At 63.3% G+C, this 15472-nt stretch carries 12 protein-coding genes; 5 read left to right on the top strand and 7 right to left on the bottom strand.

The window, feature by feature from the left end:
• Positions 1 to 59: 59 nt before the first annotated feature.
• The 4 genes from prpC to prpF all read left to right on the top strand — a co-directional run bounded on the left by prpC (position 60) and on the right by prpF (position 5252).
• Positions 60 to 1220: a bifunctional 2-methylcitrate synthase/citrate synthase gene (gene prpC / locus LG30_RS0110850; RefSeq protein WP_033130729.1), complete on the top strand. Its 1161-nt coding sequence runs from the start codon at positions 60 to 62 to the stop codon at positions 1218 to 1220.
• A complete protein-coding gene (locus tag LG30_RS22390; RefSeq protein WP_161785828.1) occupies positions 1220 to 1378 on the top strand; it encodes a hypothetical protein in 159 nt (52 codons plus the stop codon). The genes prpC and LG30_RS22390 overlap by 1 nt, the downstream gene beginning before the upstream one ends.
• Entirely contained in the window at positions 1378 to 3993 is a 2616-nt protein-coding gene (gene acnD / locus LG30_RS0110845) for a Fe/S-dependent 2-methylisocitrate dehydratase AcnD (protein ID WP_033130728.1), read from the top strand. Before LG30_RS22390 ends, acnD begins: the two co-directional genes overlap by 1 nt.
• A 71-nt stretch (positions 3994 to 4064) precedes the next feature.
• The gene (gene prpF, locus LG30_RS0110840; protein WP_033130727.1) at positions 4065 to 5252 is read left to right on the top strand and encodes a 2-methylaconitate cis-trans isomerase PrpF; all 1188 of its coding nucleotides are present in this window, start codon (positions 4065 to 4067) and stop codon (positions 5250 to 5252) included.
• A 90-nt stretch (positions 5253 to 5342) separates the two neighbouring features.
• On the opposite strand, the gene LG30_RS0110835 is transcribed toward prpF, so the two are convergent.
• The 3 genes from LG30_RS0110835 to LG30_RS0110825 form a co-directional block, all read right to left on the bottom strand.
• Complete coding sequence (locus LG30_RS0110835; protein WP_152599198.1) at positions 5343 to 5597, bottom strand: DUF6719 family protein; 255 nt, start codon at positions 5595 to 5597, stop codon at positions 5343 to 5345.
• Positions 5598 to 5811: 214 nt separating this feature from the next.
• Positions 5812 to 6852 carry an alpha/beta hydrolase gene (locus tag LG30_RS0110830; protein WP_033130726.1) on the bottom strand — a complete coding sequence of 347 codons (1041 nt, stop codon included), beginning with the start codon at positions 6850 to 6852 and terminating at the stop codon, positions 5812 to 5814.
• A gap of 67 nt (positions 6853 to 6919) precedes the next feature.
• Positions 6920 to 9076 carry a TonB-dependent siderophore receptor gene (locus LG30_RS0110825; RefSeq protein ID WP_033130725.1) on the bottom strand — a complete coding sequence of 719 codons (2157 nt, stop codon included), beginning with the start codon at positions 9074 to 9076 and terminating at the stop codon, positions 6920 to 6922.
• 127 nt (positions 9077 to 9203) lie between these two features.
• On the opposite strand from LG30_RS0110825, the gene LG30_RS0110820 reads away from it, so the two are divergent.
• Positions 9204 to 10127 carry a helix-turn-helix transcriptional regulator gene (locus tag LG30_RS0110820; RefSeq protein WP_033130724.1) on the top strand — a complete coding sequence of 308 codons (924 nt, stop codon included), beginning with the start codon at positions 9204 to 9206 and terminating at the stop codon, positions 10125 to 10127.
• Between the two features lie 56 nt (positions 10128 to 10183).
• Here LG30_RS0110820 and LG30_RS0110815 read toward each other — a convergent pair whose 3' ends face one another.
• The 4 genes from LG30_RS0110815 to LG30_RS0110800 all read right to left on the bottom strand — a co-directional run.
• The gene (locus tag LG30_RS0110815; protein ID WP_152599196.1) at positions 10184 to 10438 is read right to left on the bottom strand and encodes a DUF6719 family protein; all 255 of its coding nucleotides are present in this window, start codon (positions 10436 to 10438) and stop codon (positions 10184 to 10186) included.
• Positions 10439 to 10810: 372 nt separating this feature from the next.
• On the bottom strand, positions 10811 to 14050 hold the full coding sequence (locus LG30_RS0110810; protein WP_033130722.1) for an Ig-like domain-containing protein: 3240 nt from the start codon (positions 14048 to 14050) through the stop codon (positions 10811 to 10813).
• A gap of 442 nt (positions 14051 to 14492) precedes the next feature.
• The gene (locus LG30_RS0110805; RefSeq protein WP_033130721.1) at positions 14493 to 15017 is read right to left on the bottom strand and encodes a fimbrial protein; all 525 of its coding nucleotides are present in this window, start codon (positions 15015 to 15017) and stop codon (positions 14493 to 14495) included.
• Positions 15018 to 15023: 6 nt separating this feature from the next.
• A partial coding sequence (locus tag LG30_RS0110800) for a fimbrial protein (RefSeq protein ID WP_033130720.1) occupies positions 15024 to 15472 on the bottom strand: 449 nt, incomplete at its 5' end.

The following is a 15472-nucleotide window of genomic DNA, read 5'->3' as shown; positions in this document are numbered from 1 at the left end:
CGACCAGCCGCCTCATGCTGGCGGCTGGCGCTTCAACGGACTGAATGAGGAAACATGTGATGAGCGCCATTTCAGAAACCACTACCGGCTTCAAGCCGAAGAAATCCGTCGCCCTCTCCGGCACCGCCGCCGGCAACACCGCCCTGTGCACCGTCGGCCTCTCCGGCAACGATCTGCACTACCGTGGCTACGACATCCTGGATGTCGCCACCAGCTGTGAATTCGAAGAGATCGCCCACCTGCTGGTGCACGGCAAGCTGCCGAACGCCGCCGAGCTGGCGGGCTACAAGGCCAAGCTGAAGGCCCTGCGCGGCCTGCCGGCCGGGGTCAAGACAGCCCTGGAGCAGTTGCCCCCGTCCGCCCATCCCATGGATGTGATGCGCACCGCCGTCTCCGTGCTGGGTTGCCTCTCCCCCGAGAAGGACGATCACAATCACCCGGGCGCCCGCGACATCGCCGACAAGCTGATGGCTTGCCTCGGCTCGGTGCTGCTCTACTGGTATCACTTCAGCCACAACGGCAAGCGCATCCACGTCGAGACCGACGACGACTCCATCGGTGGCCACTTCTTGCACCTGCTGCACGGCGAGAAGCCGCGCGACTCCTGGGTGCGCGCCATGCACACCTCCCTCATCCTCTACGCCGAGCATGAGTTCAACGCCTCCACCTTCACCGGCCGCGTCATCGCCGGTACCGGCTCCGACATGTTCTCCTGCATCACCGGCGCCATCGGTGCCCTGCGCGGGCCCAAGCACGGCGGCGCCAACGAGGTGGCCTTCGAGATCCAGAAGCGCTATGACAATCCGGCCGAGGCCGAGGCCGACATCCGCGCCCGGGTCGAGAAGAAGGAAGTGGTCATCGGTTTCGGCCACCCGGTCTACACCGTCTCCGATCCCCGCAACAAGGTGATCAAGGAGGTGGCGCGCGAGCTCAGCGAGGAACAGCACAACACCAAGATGTTCGACATCGCCGCACGTCTCGAAGAGGTGATGTGGGACGCCAAGAAGATGTTCCCGAACCTCGACTGGTTCAGCGCCGTCAGCTACCACATGATGGGGGTGCCCACCGCCATGTTTACCCCGCTGTTCGTCATCGCCCGCACCTCCGGCTGGTCGGCCCACGTCATCGAGCAGCGCATCGACGGCAAGATCATCCGCCCGAGCGCCAACTACGTCGGCCCGGAAGATCTCAAGTTCGTGCCGCTCAAGGAGCGCACCTGATGAACAGCCTGAACACTCAATACCGCAAGCCCCTGCCCGGCACGGCGCTGGACTACTTCGACGCCCGTGCGGCGGTCGAAGCCATAGTCCCCGGTGCTTGGGACCGCCTTCCCTACACCTCCCGGGTGCACGCCGAGAAGAATCAGGAGCGCAAGTGATGAACAGCAACTATCGCAAGCCGCTGCCCGGCACGGCGCTGGACTACTTCGACGCCCGTGCGGCGGTCGAAGCAATCGTCCCTGGCGCCTGGGACAGGCTGCCCTACACCTCCCGGGTGCACGCCGAGAACCTGGTGCGCAAGTGCGATCCGGCCATCCTCACCGAGTGTCTGACCCAGATTGCGCAGGGCAAACGTGAGCGCGACTTCCCCTGGTATCCGGCCCGGGTGGTGTGCCACGACATCCTGGGCCAGACCGCTCTGGTGGATTTGGCGGGCCTGCGTGACGCCATCGCCGATCAGGGCGGCGATCCCGCCCAGGTCAACCCCGTGGTGCCGGTGCAGCTGATCGTCGATCATTCATTGGCAGTGGAGTGCGGCGGCTTCGATCCCCAGGCATTCGAGAAGAACCGCGCCATCGAGGATCGCCGCAACGAGGATCGCTTCCACTTCATCAACTGGACCAAGCTGGCGTTCAAGAACATCGAGGTGATCCAGCCCGGCAACGGCATCATGCACCAGATCAACCTGGAGAAGATGTCGCCGGTCATCCACAACGATCGCGGCGTGGCCTACCCGGATACCTGCGTCGGCACCGACAGTCACACCCCCCACGTGGATGCCCTCGGCGTCATCGCCATCGGCGTCGGCGGCCTCGAAGCCGAGAACGTGATGCTGGGGCGCGCCTCCTGGATGCGCCTGCCGGAGATCGTCGGCGTCGAGCTGACCGGCAAGCCGCAACCCGGCATCACCGCCACCGACGTGGTGCTGTCCCTCACCGAGTTCCTGCGTCAGCAAAAGGTGGTCGGCGCCTATCTGGAGTTCCGTGGTGAGGGCGCCGCCGCCCTGACGCTGGGCGATCGCGCCACCATCTCCAACATGGCGCCGGAATATGGCGCCACCGCGGCCATGTTCTTCATCGACCACCAGACCCTCGACTACCTGCGCCTGACCGGCCGTGACGGCGAACAGGTCAAGCTGGTGGAGACCTATGCCAAGGAGGCGGGCCTCTGGGCCGACGCCCTGGCGAGCGCCCAATACGAGCGCGTGCTCAGCTTCGATCTCTCCACCGTGGTGCGCACCCTGGCGGGCCCGTCCAACCCCCATCGCCGCCTGCCGGTGGCCGATCTGCGCGATCGAGGTATCGCCGTGGATCTGGACAAGGCCCGCGCCCAGGAGGCCGAGGGCATGCTGCCGGATGGGGCCGTGATCATCGCCGCCATCACCAGCTGCACCAACACCAGCAACCCGCGCAACGTGATTGCGGCAGGATTGCTGGCCCGCAACGCCAACCAGCTCGGCCTGGTGCGCAAGCCCTGGGTGAAATCCTCCCTGGCCCCCGGCTCCAAGACGGTCGCCCTCTACCTGAAAGAGGCGGGTCTGGACGAGGAGCTTTCCCAACTCGGCTTTGGCATAGTGGGCTTCGCCTGCACCACCTGCAACGGCATGTCCGGCGCCCTGGATCCCGCCATCTCGCAGGAGATCATCGCCCGCGACCTGTACGCCACCGCCGTGCTGTCAGGCAACCGCAACTTCGACGGCCGCATCCATCCCTATGCCAAGCAGGCCTTCCTCGCCTCGCCGCCGCTGGTGGTGGCCTACGCCATCGCCGGTACCATCCGCTTCGACATCGAGAAGGATGTGCTGGGGGTGGTGGACGGCAAGGAAGTTCGCCTCAAGGACATCTGGCCAACGGATGAGGAGATCGACGCCGTGGTCAAGGCCTCGGTCAAACCGGCGCAGTTCCGTCAGGTCTATATCCCCATGTTCACCATAGAGGAAGACCATGGTCCCAAGGTCGCGCCCCTGTATGACTGGCGCCCGCAGAGCACCTATATCCGCCGCCCACCCTACTGGGAGGGTGCATTAGCCGGTGAGCGGACCCTGAGTGGCATGCGGCCGCTGGCGGTGTTGCCGGACAACATCACCACCGACCACCTGTCGCCGTCCAACGCCATCATGCGCAGCAGCGCGGCCGGCGATTATCTGGCGAAGATGGGCCTGCCGGAGGAGGACTTCAACTCCTACGCCACCCACCGTGGCGATCACCTGACCGCCCAGCGCGCCACCTTCGCCAATCCCCAGCTGGTCAACGAGATGGCGGTAGTGAACGGCGTGGTGAAGAAGGGGTCCCTGGCCCGCGTCGAGCCGGAAGGCAAGGTGATGCGGATGTGGGAAGCCATCGAGACCTACATGGCGCGCAAACAGCCGCTGATCATCGTCGCCGGCGCCGACTACGGGCAAGGGTCTTCCCGTGACTGGGCGGCAAAGGGGGTACGGCTGGCGGGGGTGGAGGTGATAGCGGCGGAAGGCTTCGAGCGCATTCACCGCACCAACCTGATCGGCATGGGGGTGTTGCCCCTGGAGTTCAAGCCGGGCACCACTCGCCTGACCCTTGGCCTGGACGGCACCGAGACGTACGATGTGGTGGGCAAGCGCCAGCCTCGCGCAGATCTTACCCTGGTGGTTCGCCGTCGCAGCGGCGAGGTGATAGAGGTGCCCATGACCTGCCGCCTCGACACCGCCGAGGAGGTCTCGGTCTACGAGGCGGGTGGCGTGCTGCAACGCTTCGCCCAGGACTTCCTGGAGTCGACGACCCACAAGGCCGCCAGCTGAGCCTAACGTCAAGACGGCAGCCACCCAGGCTGCCGTCTTCTATCCCGAACAAGCACGATCAGGACAATCCTATGGTCCACACACCTCAAATCAGAATCCCGGCCACCTATCTGCGCGGCGGCACCAGCAAGGGCGTCTTCTTCCGTCTGCAGGACCTGCCAGAGCGCTGCCAGGTACCGGGCCCGGCCCGCGACAAGCTGTTTATGCGGGTCATCGGCAGCCCGGATCCCTACAGCGCCCATATCGACGGCATGGGGGGCGCCACCTCTTCCACCTCCAAGTGCGTGATCCTCTCCAAGAGCCAGCAGCCCGATCACGACGTGGATTACCTCTACGGCCAGATCGCCATCGACAAGGCGTTCGTGGACTGGAGCGGCAACTGCGGCAACCTCTCCACCGGTGCCGGCGCCTTCGCCATCCACGCCGGTCTGGTGGACCCGGCCCGCATCCCGGACAACGGCATCTGCGTGGTGCGGATCTGGCAGGCCAACATTGGCAAGAGCATCATCGCCCAGGTGCCGGTGAGCAACGGTCAGGTACAGGAGACCGGCGACTTCGAGCTGGACGGGGTCACCTTCCCCGCCGCCGAAATCGTGCTGGAGTTTCTCGACCCCTCAGACGACGGTGAAGACGGCGGTGCCCTCTTCCCCACCGGCAATCTGATAGACGAGCTGGAGGTCCCCGGCCTTGGCACCATCAAGGCCACCCTGATCAGCGCCGGCATCCCCACGGTGTTCGTCAACGCCGATGAGATTGGCTACAGCGGCACCGAGTTGCGCGAGCAGATCAACACAGACCCCGACGCCCTCGCCCGCTTCGAGGCGATCCGCGTCGCCGGCGCCCTGCGCATGGGGCTCATCAAGACGGCGGCAGAGGCGGCGACCCGCCAGCACACCCCCAAGGTGGCCTTCGTGGCCAAGCCGAAGGATTACCTCAGTGCCAGCGGCAAACAAGTCAAGGCAGGGGACGTCGATCTGCTGGTGCGGGCGCTCTCCATGGGCAAGCTGCACCACGCCATGATGGGCACCTGCGCGGTGGCCATCGGCACCGCCGCGGCCATCCCCGGCACCCTCGTCAACATTGCCGCCGGTGGCGGCGAGCGGGAGGCGGTGCGCTTCGGCCACCCGTCCGGTACCTTGCGGGTGGGGGCCCAGGCGCGGCAAGTGGACGGGGACTGGACGGTGACCAAGGCGGTGATGTCCCGCTCCGCCCGCATCCTGATGGAAGGCTGGGTACGGGTGCCGGGGGATGCCTTCTAGCCCGAGCATCCCCCTTTGAACCATAAAAAAGAGCCAAGGCAACTGCCTTGGCTCTTTTTTACAACATATTTCACTCCCCCAGCCCACTTATCATTGTGGTCTGGGCACACACTCCACCTGACGCGGGATATTCCGCTTGGCATCGCCGCCGATCAGCTGCTTCACCTGACTGGCCGGGCACTGACCATCGTCCACATAGACCTTCTTCCCGTACGCGAGGCCACCGGGCGGCGGATCCTGCGGCAGATACTCGACGGGGGCCGGGGTGACGATGGCACAACCGGACACCAGGCTCACCACTGGCAGCAGCGCCAGCAACATCGATCTCTTCCATGCAACAGCCATAGGCCACTCCTCTGTGTGATCGCATGCGCCGGGTTCCCACGGGCCGCATCGACCCAGGCAGTGTAGTCACCCCTGCCCCCGAGCCGATACCCGCCCCCGGCTGCGCTGTGACGGATCCAGACACAGAAAAGCCAAATGACAGGAACGGCGAGCCCCCTGGATCAAACTCTCATCTTTGCAACCGGCTGAGCGCGAGTTGCCGCCAGGGCTTGGCTTATTGTCCGTAATAGTGTTCGAGCAGGGCGTCGGCCTCTGCCGGGGAGAACTGCATCTGGGGCCAGCGTTTGGCCTTGTCCCTGATGTCCATCAGGTTCTCCCGCTCCGGCTTGAGCTCGCTGCCGAGCTGCCTGTTCAGGGCATCGTAGCGGGCGATGACCGCCTGCCGGGTGAAGACCCCGGGGGTCAAGTCCAGCCGGTAGCCCCGAAACAGCCACTGCAGCCCCTGATAGACCGCCAGGTGATAGACCGAATGGTGATCTTCCTCTTCAAAGTAGCGACTGGTGACGTGCAGGTTCTGGCCGGGCTGCGCCGCTACGCTTCGGGCAAATTGGCGCAGGTGATCCCGGTGAAACTCGGAGCGCCCGAACCCCGGCGTGTAGGGGTTGTTGGCCACCGCGATAAACAGTGATGAAGCGTGCTTGAGCGGATGGGTCAGGGCCCGCTCGATGCGCTGATAGTTGGCCGGATAGTCGAACCAGAGGCTGGCATCGACCGAGAGGTAGCCCTGAAACTGACCGGCGTCTCTTGCCACCGTGTCCAGGGCCAGCAAGCCCCCGAGAGAGTGGCCCACCAGCAGGGCCGGCGAGGCGGTGCGATACCGGCCCTCGATGAGCGGGCGCAGCTCCCGGGTCAGGTACTGCATGAAGGCAGGGCCGCCTCCAGTCTTGGCATAACCGGCTCCCGCGGGCTCCCCATTGGGCAGCACCATGGTATGGCTCGGGGTGTAATCCCGCATCCGGTCCCTGTTGTGCACCGCCACTATGATGAGGGACGGGATCGCCGGGTTCAGCCCGGCCCGCAGCGCCTGGGTGATGCCCGCGACCTCGATCAGGAATTTCTCCCCGTCGAGCAGATAGAGCACGGGGAAGTGCTGATCTGGCTTTTGTTCGTAGTCATCCGGCAGGTAGACGCTGTATTGCCGGGTTTCGTCGAGCAGGGCCGAGTGATGGTTGAAGCCCTCGGCGTAGTGGAGCATGCCGGCCTGGGCAGAAGCGAGATGGAGCATGGTGATCAGTACCGCGATGAGTCTTTTCATAAGGGGAGTCGATGAAGTTGGCTCGGATAAACGGCAACAGGGCCGCCAGGCCCTGCTGCCGTATGGGTTACAGCTTGTAGGTGAAACCTGCCATCAGGTTGGCCGGTTCGCCGTACATGTTGAAGGTGCTCGTCGAGCCGACCCGGTAGAAGTACTCCCGATCGAAGATGTTGTAGACATTCAGGGTCGCCTGCATCTTGTCGTTGATGTCGTAGCGCACCGCCGCATCAAACAGGGCATAGCCCCCCTGATGGGTCGTGATCCCATTCTGGTTGAACGAATAGTCGCTGACCGCCGTCATCCCCGCCCCCAGGTGCAGCCCCTGCACCCAGTTCGCCAGGTGGTAGTCGGTCCACAGAGACAGGGAGTGACGCGGGATCGCATCGAATTTCGGATTGTGACCCCCGGACTTCTCCTCGATGTCGGTGAAGGTATAGCCGGTCATCACCATCCAGTTCTGGCTCAGATAGCCGGTCGCCTCCAGCTCCACCCCCTGGGTGTCCACCTTGCCGGTCGCCCAGTAGGTGTTGGCAATGGCGATCCCCTGCTCGTCATAGGCCTGGGCCGCGATGTTATTGTCCTTCATCAGGAAAGCGGTCGCCCGGGTGTTGAGCTGGCCATCCAGCAGGGATGACTTGACCCCGGTTTCCCACTGGCTGCCCTCGCGCGGCTTCAGCATGTCACCATTTTCATCCTGACTGGTCTGCGGCTTGAACACCTTTGAATAACTGGCATAGAGGGTGTGTTCATCGGTCAGGTCATAGACGGCCCCGGCATAGGGAGTGAATTTCCCATTGAAATCACCCGACTGGCTGTTCTGCGCCCCCGAGCTGAGGGTCGTGCTGACGACCTCGGTGTCATACCAGGAGACACGGGCCCCGGTGATCACGGCCAGCGAATCCATCAAGCGCCAGGTCACCTTGCCATACAGACCCAGTTCTGACTTCTCTTCGTAGTCGTTTTTGGTGTACTGGTAGTGTGGCTTGGCGACCGTGGTCGGATCGAAATTGAACACATTGATCTTGCCGATATTGCGGTTGGTGTAGGTCTGGATATCGGATTCATAGCGCTTGTAGTCAGACCCCAGCACGAACTCGCTCTTGTGCCCAAGCAGGCCAAACATCTGGCTGTAGTTGGCATCCAGCGCGACGTTCTGCTGCTGGTTCGCCTGGGCATTGAACATCAGCCCGGTGTTCCCCGCGGCATCCACCGGACCGTTGGTATAGGTCTGCTCCAGGCGCATGTCGTGATCCATGTAACGGGCCGAGAGCTGGCCGACGCCACCGTTGGCAAAGGCATGCTGGAGGGAAGCGCCCACATCGGTGGTGTTCGCGTCGAAGAAGTCTTCGTCAGAACCGAGGTAGGTGCTGCGACTGATGTCGAGCATGCTGCCATCGCTGTACGCCGGCAGGCCATTGGTGGGCAGGATGTCCTTGGTTTGATGCAGGGCATAGACCGACAGCAGGGTGCGATCCGACAGCTCGAACTCCAGGGTGCCGTAGTAGGTCCCGTTATCGTTGTTGTTATAGTCAACCTGGTTCTTGATGTCGGCGTTGCTCACCACGAAGCGGCCGAGCACAGAGCCCTCCTCGTTGAGCGCCCCCCCCATATCCGCTTCCAGATAGTGCCGATCCCAACTGCCATAGCGCGCCGTGACCGAGCCCTTGAACTCGTCGGTCGGGCGCTTGAGCACCATGTTGATCACGCCACCCAGTTCGCTGGTGCTGTTAAACAAGCCGGAAGGGCCCCGCATGATCTCCACGCGGTCGACGGCGGCCAGCGACGGCAGGGTGCCGAATTTGCTCTGCATGGGCGATGGCAAGCCGTTGAGGCTCACCTCATCGTATTCGTAGCCGCGGGAGAAGATGGAGGAGCGGCCGCTGTCGTTGACCATGGTGCGCAGACCCGGCGTGTATTTGGCCAGATCGTCCACCGCCACGAAGTTGCGCTCTTTGATGTAGTCGTTGGTCAACACCGTGATCGACTGGGGAATGTCTTTCAGGGCTGCCGGGGTCTTGGTACCCACGGTGGCCGAGTCGACGCTGTAACCTCCGGTCTCCTCCGACGGCGCCATCCCGTACAGGGGATTGCCGTAAACCACCAGAGGTTCATTCGCAGCGATATCCTGTTCTTGCGCCCACACAGGGGCAACGACAGTGACAGCCAGGGCAGCAGAGACGGCCAGAGCCAGCGGGCTCGGCGCTTTATCCTTAAAGACAACCATAGAAAGAGTGACCCCCACAAGATGATAATGATTTTCATTTGATTTTTAGGGGGCTAATATAGCATCCAGGTTTCCGCAGTAGTTTTGCGGTTTGGTCATTTAACTCTTCGATCTGGTCAAAGTGCACATGACGGACACTGTGGTGAGGGATACGGCGGTCCGCAAACGCGGCCTGTTTACCGGCAGGGTGGAAAACCTGGTGATTCAGGACGGCATCCTCTTCCACAACAAGGACATAGTCCACAAGGCCGATTTCGCCACCCAGCGAGAGCTGCCGCCACAGCTGATCATCGCCATCCCGCTCGAGAGCAAGGCGCTGATGACCTATGGCGCCACACACCGGCTGAGAGGCTGTCGCTTTCACAAGTCAGACCCCATCGTCGCCACCGCCATTCTCTATACCGAACCCGACATGGTGCAGGGCGCCGCCAAGGCCCATGTGCGCAGCCGCAGCATCGTCTTGTCGCTCAGCCTGCCCTGGCTTGAGCGCCACCTGATCGGCAAGCACCGAGTCCTGTTCGAACGCATATTCAGCCATCATCTGAGTCGCTGCGACTGGTCGCTACCGCCGCATCTTGGCCAGATAGCGGAAGCCTTGAACCTCACCAGCAGCCAGAATGCCCCCGAGATGCTGATGAGGGAGGCGTTTGCGCTCACCGTCTGGGAGAGCCTGATGGTCAACATCCAGCAGATCGCCTTCGTCTGTGGCCAGCGGCACAACGAGCAACCGACTCGCCTGAAAATGTTGCTGATGGATGAGAAGGTGGACGAGATGGCCCTTGCGGACATTGCCGAGGCGCTGGGCATGAGCGTCTCCACCCTGCAGCGGGCGGCCAAGAAAGAGCTGGGCATCAGCCTGCAGCGTTACTTGCGCGAGCGAAAGTTGCAGGAGGCGAAGGTGAAGCTCGAAGAGCGCAGCATGTCACTGCAGGAAGCCGCCGAGCATGCGGGCTACAACCATGCGGCAAACTTCATTACGGCGTTTCGAAAACTGTTTGGCTTCTCGCCACGGCAGATCATCAGACAGGGCGCGGCAACCGCAGAGGCGTGATGAGCAGCGAGCCTGGCAGCGGCCCAATACCCTCCCCCAAATGGCCTGCCCGGCGGCTACTGTGGACGCGGCACGCACTCCACGTGGCGAGGTATATTCTTGCTCGCATCGCCGCCGATCAGCCGCTTCACCTGACCATCCGGGCATTGGCCATCGTCCACATAGGCAAGCTTCCCATAAGGGAGGGCGCCCGGCGGGGGATCCTGGCTCAGATAGGTGATGTGGGTCGGGGCGAAGTTGGCACAACCCGACACCAGGCCCACCAGCAACAGCCCCCCTGACAACCTTGCTCTCTTCCATCTGACAACCATCGGCCACTCCCTTTGTGTAAGCCTGCTACTGCGCCAATTCGCGCGTACTCCCCCCGTCCCGTCAACCCAGCCAGTGTAGTCACCGATCACCGCCGACCGATAGCCTCCCCCGGCGGCCTACCGACGGATCCAGACACAACAAAAAAGCCCAAGTGACTGGGTCACTTGGGCTTTGTACTCCATTACGTCATAAAGGCAGACAAGCAGGATGCTACCTGTCACATCCTGTCAGGATCTGCGGCTGACACCGTTATGGCACCGAGGCGGACAGCCCATATACCAGGCTGTCCGCATGCCGGCTGCCGCCAGACTCGCTATCCCTCCTCGCCATGCCCCCTGCGCTTGAGGGTGAGCGTTGGTCACCAGCAAAAATTACTCTGCTGCCCGCCGGCACGACACAAAATGGGGATAAGCGTCGGGAACCGAAGAATGGTTGCCATACAGAGTGTTGAACACGTAGTGATTGCTGCCACTGCTATAATCGCCCGTCCAGTGGACGGAGCTAGTCGGCCAACCGGCAGCTATCGACAAGTTACCGAACTCCGCAAAGAGTCCCTGATACTCAGCCAGGGTTGGCAGGCGAAAACCTTGCCCCAGGTAAGTGCAATAGTCGTTTCCGTTAGACCATTGCATCGTGACGTAGGTCTTTCCATTGTGTTTAACTGTTTGGTCATATGGGATCCCCGAGGCATCCGCCTCGCTTTGCAGCGGCGGACAAGTCCATTCGGCACCAAAACTGTCGACCAATATGCCTATAACACAGCCAGCACCATAAGCTGGCAGGGGGTAATACACGGTAAGCTGCGTAGTGGCACTGACCCCTGAACTATCCTGCATCGTCGCAGCAATGGTGGTGGCACCACCAGCAACCCCCGTGGCCAGGCCGCCGCCATTGATGGTGGCAATGGCGGTGTTGCCGCTGCTCCAGGCGACGCTGGCACTCGCATCAACAACGCTCCCATCGGACAGAGTGGCCATGGCGGTGAACTGCTTGGTTTCCCCTATCAGAAACGAGTCATCTGCCGGCGTCACGACCAGAGAGACCGTTGTCGGAGGCAGCTTCACACAGGTCACATACAGGTCGTTGTGGTCATCGTAAGTACCACCATCGTGGCCATTCTTCAGATCGATGGCGTGGTGGCTACCCGCATACTGCGCCATGGTGGCCGACCAGTAATACAGGTAAGTCGGCCAGCCCGCATGGGTTTCCAGGTCACCAAACTCGGTGTACAGACCCAGCAGCTCATCCCGTCCCGGCAGATAATAGCCATCCCCCAGGCCGGTACAGTAGGCACTCGCCTGCGGCCACTCCAGCAGGGCATAGACAATGCCGTTCTCGGTGCGCGTGGCGGCATAAGGGATGCCATCGGCATCGGCCTGGGACTGGGTCAGCGGACAGGTCCAGGTCTTGCCCGCCCCATCGGTCAGGGTATCCATGGAACAGCCACCTGCGACCACCTCCAGCTCGGCCGTGTCGCTCAGCCCGGAGCCATCTTGCGTCATCGCCGTGATGGTGCTGCTGCCAACGGCCACCCCGGTCGCCAGGCCGGTGTTGCTGCCGATGGAGGCGACGGCGAGATCGCCGCTGCTCCAGCTGACCGAGCTGGTCATATCCTGGCTGCTGCCATCGGACAGGGTCGCCGTGGCGTCGAACTGCTGGCTCTGTCCCACCGCGACCGAGGCGCTCTCCGGGGTCACGGTCAGCTCTGTCATGACGGCACCGGTCACGGTCAGGGCCGCGCTGCCGGACTGACCGCTGGCGCTATCGGTGGCCGTGATATTGGCCCCCCCCACGCTCACCCCGGTCGCCAGCCCGCCGATGACGGTAGCCACCCCGGTGGCATCGCTGCCCCAGCTGGCGGTGCCGGTGATGTCCTGGCTGCTGTTGTCGGACAGCTGGGCGGTGGCGGTCAGCTGCACACTGAGCCCGACCGGCACCGTGGCCGGATCCGGTGTGACCACCACCCCCATCACGGCGGCGTCGCCCACGCTCAGGGACGCACTGTCGCTCAGGAACAGACCGTTGATGCTGCCGGCGGCGCTGATATAGGTCGAACCCTGCGCCACCCCGGTCGCCACCCCGGTGCTGCCATCGACGGTGGCGATGCCGCTGTCGTCGCTGCTCCAGCTGATATTGTCGTTGCCGGTCACCTCCTGACTGGTGCCATCCGACATCCAGGCGCGTACCGTGAACGGCTTGCTCAGGCCAACAGGCACCGTCTCGATGCCCGGGCTCACTTCCAGACTGGTCACCTCGGCACCGGTCACGGTCAGGGACGCGCTGTTGCTGACGGACACGCCATTGACGACGGCGGTCACACTGATATCGGTGGAACCCACTCCCACCCCGGTGGCCAGGCCCTTATCCACGGTGGCGATGAGAGGATCGCTCACCCAGCTGGCGCTGTGGGTCATCGGCAGGCTGGTGCCGTCAGACATCAGCGCGGTGGCGTCGTATTGCTGGGCCAAGCCGATGGGCACAGTGCCCCTGGCCGGGGTCACCTGCAAGGCGGTCACGGTCGCGTCGGTCACGGTCAGTTGCGCGTGCCCGCTGAAGAGCTGGCCGTTGAGGGTGGTGCTGGCGTTGAGGGTAGCGGTACCGGCGCTGGCCCCCGTGGCCAGGCCGGTGGTACTGATGGTGGCCATGCCGGGCTCACTGCTGTGCCAGCTGGCATCCAGCACAGGCTGGCTGCTGCCATCGGACAGCATGGCGGTCGCGCTGTACTGTTGCGGCAAGCCAACCGGCGCCCTGAGCTTGGGCGGCGTCAGTTGCAGGCTGGTCACGGTGGCACTGCTCACCTTCAACTGCGCCGAACCAGCGAGATCCTGACCATTGAAGAGACCCGAGGCCATGATGGCCACGGTGCCGGCACCGAGGCCGCTGGCCTGCCCCCATTTATCCTGCTCATTGCTGACGGTGGCGATGGCGGTGTCGCCACTGCTCCAACTGACGGAGTCCGTGACTACCTGGCTGGTCCCATCGGACAGCATGGCGGTCGCAACGAAGGGCAACGCCAGGCCGACCGCCGTCGTGCTCGATGCTGGGGTCACCTGCAAGGCGGTGACGGTGGCATCGCTCACGGTGAGCTGCGCCGCACCGCTGATCGTCTTGCCCTGGAAGAGACCGCTCGCACTCAAGCCGGCCATGCCCGCCCCCATCCCGGTCGCCCGCCCCTGATCGACGGTGGCGGTGCCGGCGTCATTGCTGCTCCAGCTCAGGTCGCGGGTCACATCCAGGGTGGTGCCATCGGAGAATTGCAAGATGGCAGTGAACTGCTTGTTCAGGCCGGCGGCCACCCTGGCCGCCGCGGGCGTAATCTGCAGCCCGGTGGCCTGGGCATTGCTGATCTCCAGCTGCGCCTTCGCCTCGATGGGGGCACCATTGGCCCCCATCCCCGATGCCGTGATGGTGACACGGCCCGGTGCGACCCCGGTCGCCAGGCCAGTGCTGGTGATGGTTGCGATGGCGCTGTCACTGCTGCGCCACTGGACGTCGCCGAGCGCGGTCACATCCTGCACCTTGCCGTCGCTCATCACCGCCTGCGCCACATACTGCTGCGGCAGCGCCACCGGGATACGCCCCTGGGGCGGGGTGATCTGCAGCGAAACCATGCTCGGCGCACCGCTCCCGGAGTCCGTAGATGACGAGTCGTCATCCCCCCCACCGCATGCGGCCAGTAACAAGGCCGCCATGGACGCGTAGATCCACATGAATATTTGCTTCATCGTAAGTCCTAATAAGCTGTTCATCTTATGCTCCTGACCGTCCCTGCCCGCTCGTCTGCGCGACAGGGGCCGGCGGCAAACACCCATTCCGACGCAACAGATGCCAGCCAGGCGCATCGGGGGGTGCCAGATCGTCATGGCCAGTCCCGATCACCGGGACCGCGCCATCACAGGGGGTAACTGAAAACGAGAGAACCGGATCCACCGGAGCATCGCGCAAGGCGATCGCTGGGCATCAAAGCAGGCATGGGGTCAAACAGATGCCGCCAGAGGGCGCGGCCTGGCCAGGGGTCACCCTCTGGCCGGATAGTGGCAGCCACTGAGCGGCTTATGGGTATTCCACATTCAAGACGGCCTGGGCGGTGAAGGTGCCGGGCTCTGGCAAGACGCCGGTACCGATGGGTGCCGCATAGAAGAGCACAGTCCCCTGCCCACTCTGCAATGGCACCGACAATGTGCCGGCATTAGGCAGGATCCAGTAGGCGCTATCGGCCACGTCACTCTGGGTCGAGATCGCCACCCCCAGGCCAGGTTTGCCCGTCTCGATGAGTGCGGGGTTCTCTGCCGAGGGGACCGCGTTCATGCGCAGCGTCACCGGCGTGCCCATGTCCACGCAGGTGATGGGCATCGAAACCGTCTGGATCAATCCGGGTTGGGAGGGCGGTGCGCCCAGCCGGATGCTGTTGGTCGGGAAGGTCCCGAAGTCCACGATTTCTGCCGCATTGTTGTTGATGACACAGCCAGGCTGGATCAGGGTAGCGCGCACCTCAATAGTCACATCCGCCGCCCCGGCGAAGAAGAGGGCGCCGCACAGGGCAAGACCGACCCCCGCCGCTATTTTGCTTTTCATCATCCCGCCTCATTGATAGGAAAAAGTGACACCCACGAGGGCTGTCGCTGTGCCCGCCACCATCTGTTCAGTCCGGATATACCGAAAACCGAGGGGGAAATTGAACACGCCACCACTGGGACCACTCAGCCCCAACGGATACTGGTTGATCTCATGGTCACCGGCGTCATCGGGTCCCAGCCGATAAGGCGCCCCCGTTCCGGGATTGACCACCTGAACGCCAAGCCCCCGGGCCGTACTGGCGGCAGTCAGGTTCACGATATCGGTTCTATTGCTCGGGTCGGTCTGGTCCGAGAGGGTGACGTTAATCTCGACATTGGGATCGCACTGCAAATTGATCATGCTGGAAATGATGCCGGTGGTACTGCCCACCGCCGGAAAGTCGCCGGTACTCAGTTCACCAAAGTCGATGTAGGTATTCGCCGGAGAAGTCACATCGCACCCCCGGGCGGCTACAT

The organism is Aeromonas aquatica (assembly GCF_000764655.1).
GTDB classification, from domain to species: Bacteria; Pseudomonadota; Gammaproteobacteria; order Enterobacterales; family Aeromonadaceae; genus Aeromonas; species Aeromonas aquatica.
This window is presented reverse-complemented; position numbering and strand designations above follow the sequence as displayed.

Bases quoted from the DNA above. Each gene is read 5' to 3' on its own strand.
- LG30_RS0110835 (WP_152599198.1), bottom strand. From the start codon at position 5,597: ATGGCTGTTGCATGGAAGAGATCGATGTTGCTGGCGCTGCTGCCAGTG.
- LG30_RS22390 (WP_161785828.1), top strand. From the start codon at position 1,220: ATGAACAGCCTGAACACTCAATACCGCAAGCCCCTGCCCGGCACGGCG.
- acnD (WP_033130728.1), top strand. From the start codon at position 1,378: ATGAACAGCAACTATCGCAAGCCGCTGCCCGGCACGGCGCTGGACTAC.
- LG30_RS0110815 (WP_152599196.1), bottom strand. From the start codon at position 10,438: ATGGTTGTCAGATGGAAGAGAGCAAGGTTGTCAGGGGGGCTGTTGCTG.
- LG30_RS0110805 (WP_033130721.1), bottom strand. From the start codon at position 15,017: ATGATGAAAAGCAAAATAGCGGCGGGGGTCGGTCTTGCCCTGTGCGGC.
- prpF (WP_033130727.1), top strand. From the start codon at position 4,065: ATGGTCCACACACCTCAAATCAGAATCCCGGCCACCTATCTGCGCGGC.
- LG30_RS0110825 (WP_033130725.1), bottom strand. From the start codon at position 9,076: ATGGTTGTCTTTAAGGATAAAGCGCCGAGCCCGCTGGCTCTGGCCGTC.
- LG30_RS0110820 (WP_033130724.1), top strand. From the start codon at position 9,204: ATGACGGACACTGTGGTGAGGGATACGGCGGTCCGCAAACGCGGCCTG.
- LG30_RS0110830 (WP_033130726.1), bottom strand. From the start codon at position 6,852: ATGAAAAGACTCATCGCGGTACTGATCACCATGCTCCATCTCGCTTCT.
- LG30_RS0110810 (WP_033130722.1), bottom strand. From the start codon at position 14,050: ATGGTTTCGCTGCAGATCACCCCGCCCCAGGGGCGTATCCCGGTGGCG.
- prpC (WP_033130729.1), top strand. From the start codon at position 60: ATGAGCGCCATTTCAGAAACCACTACCGGCTTCAAGCCGAAGAAATCC.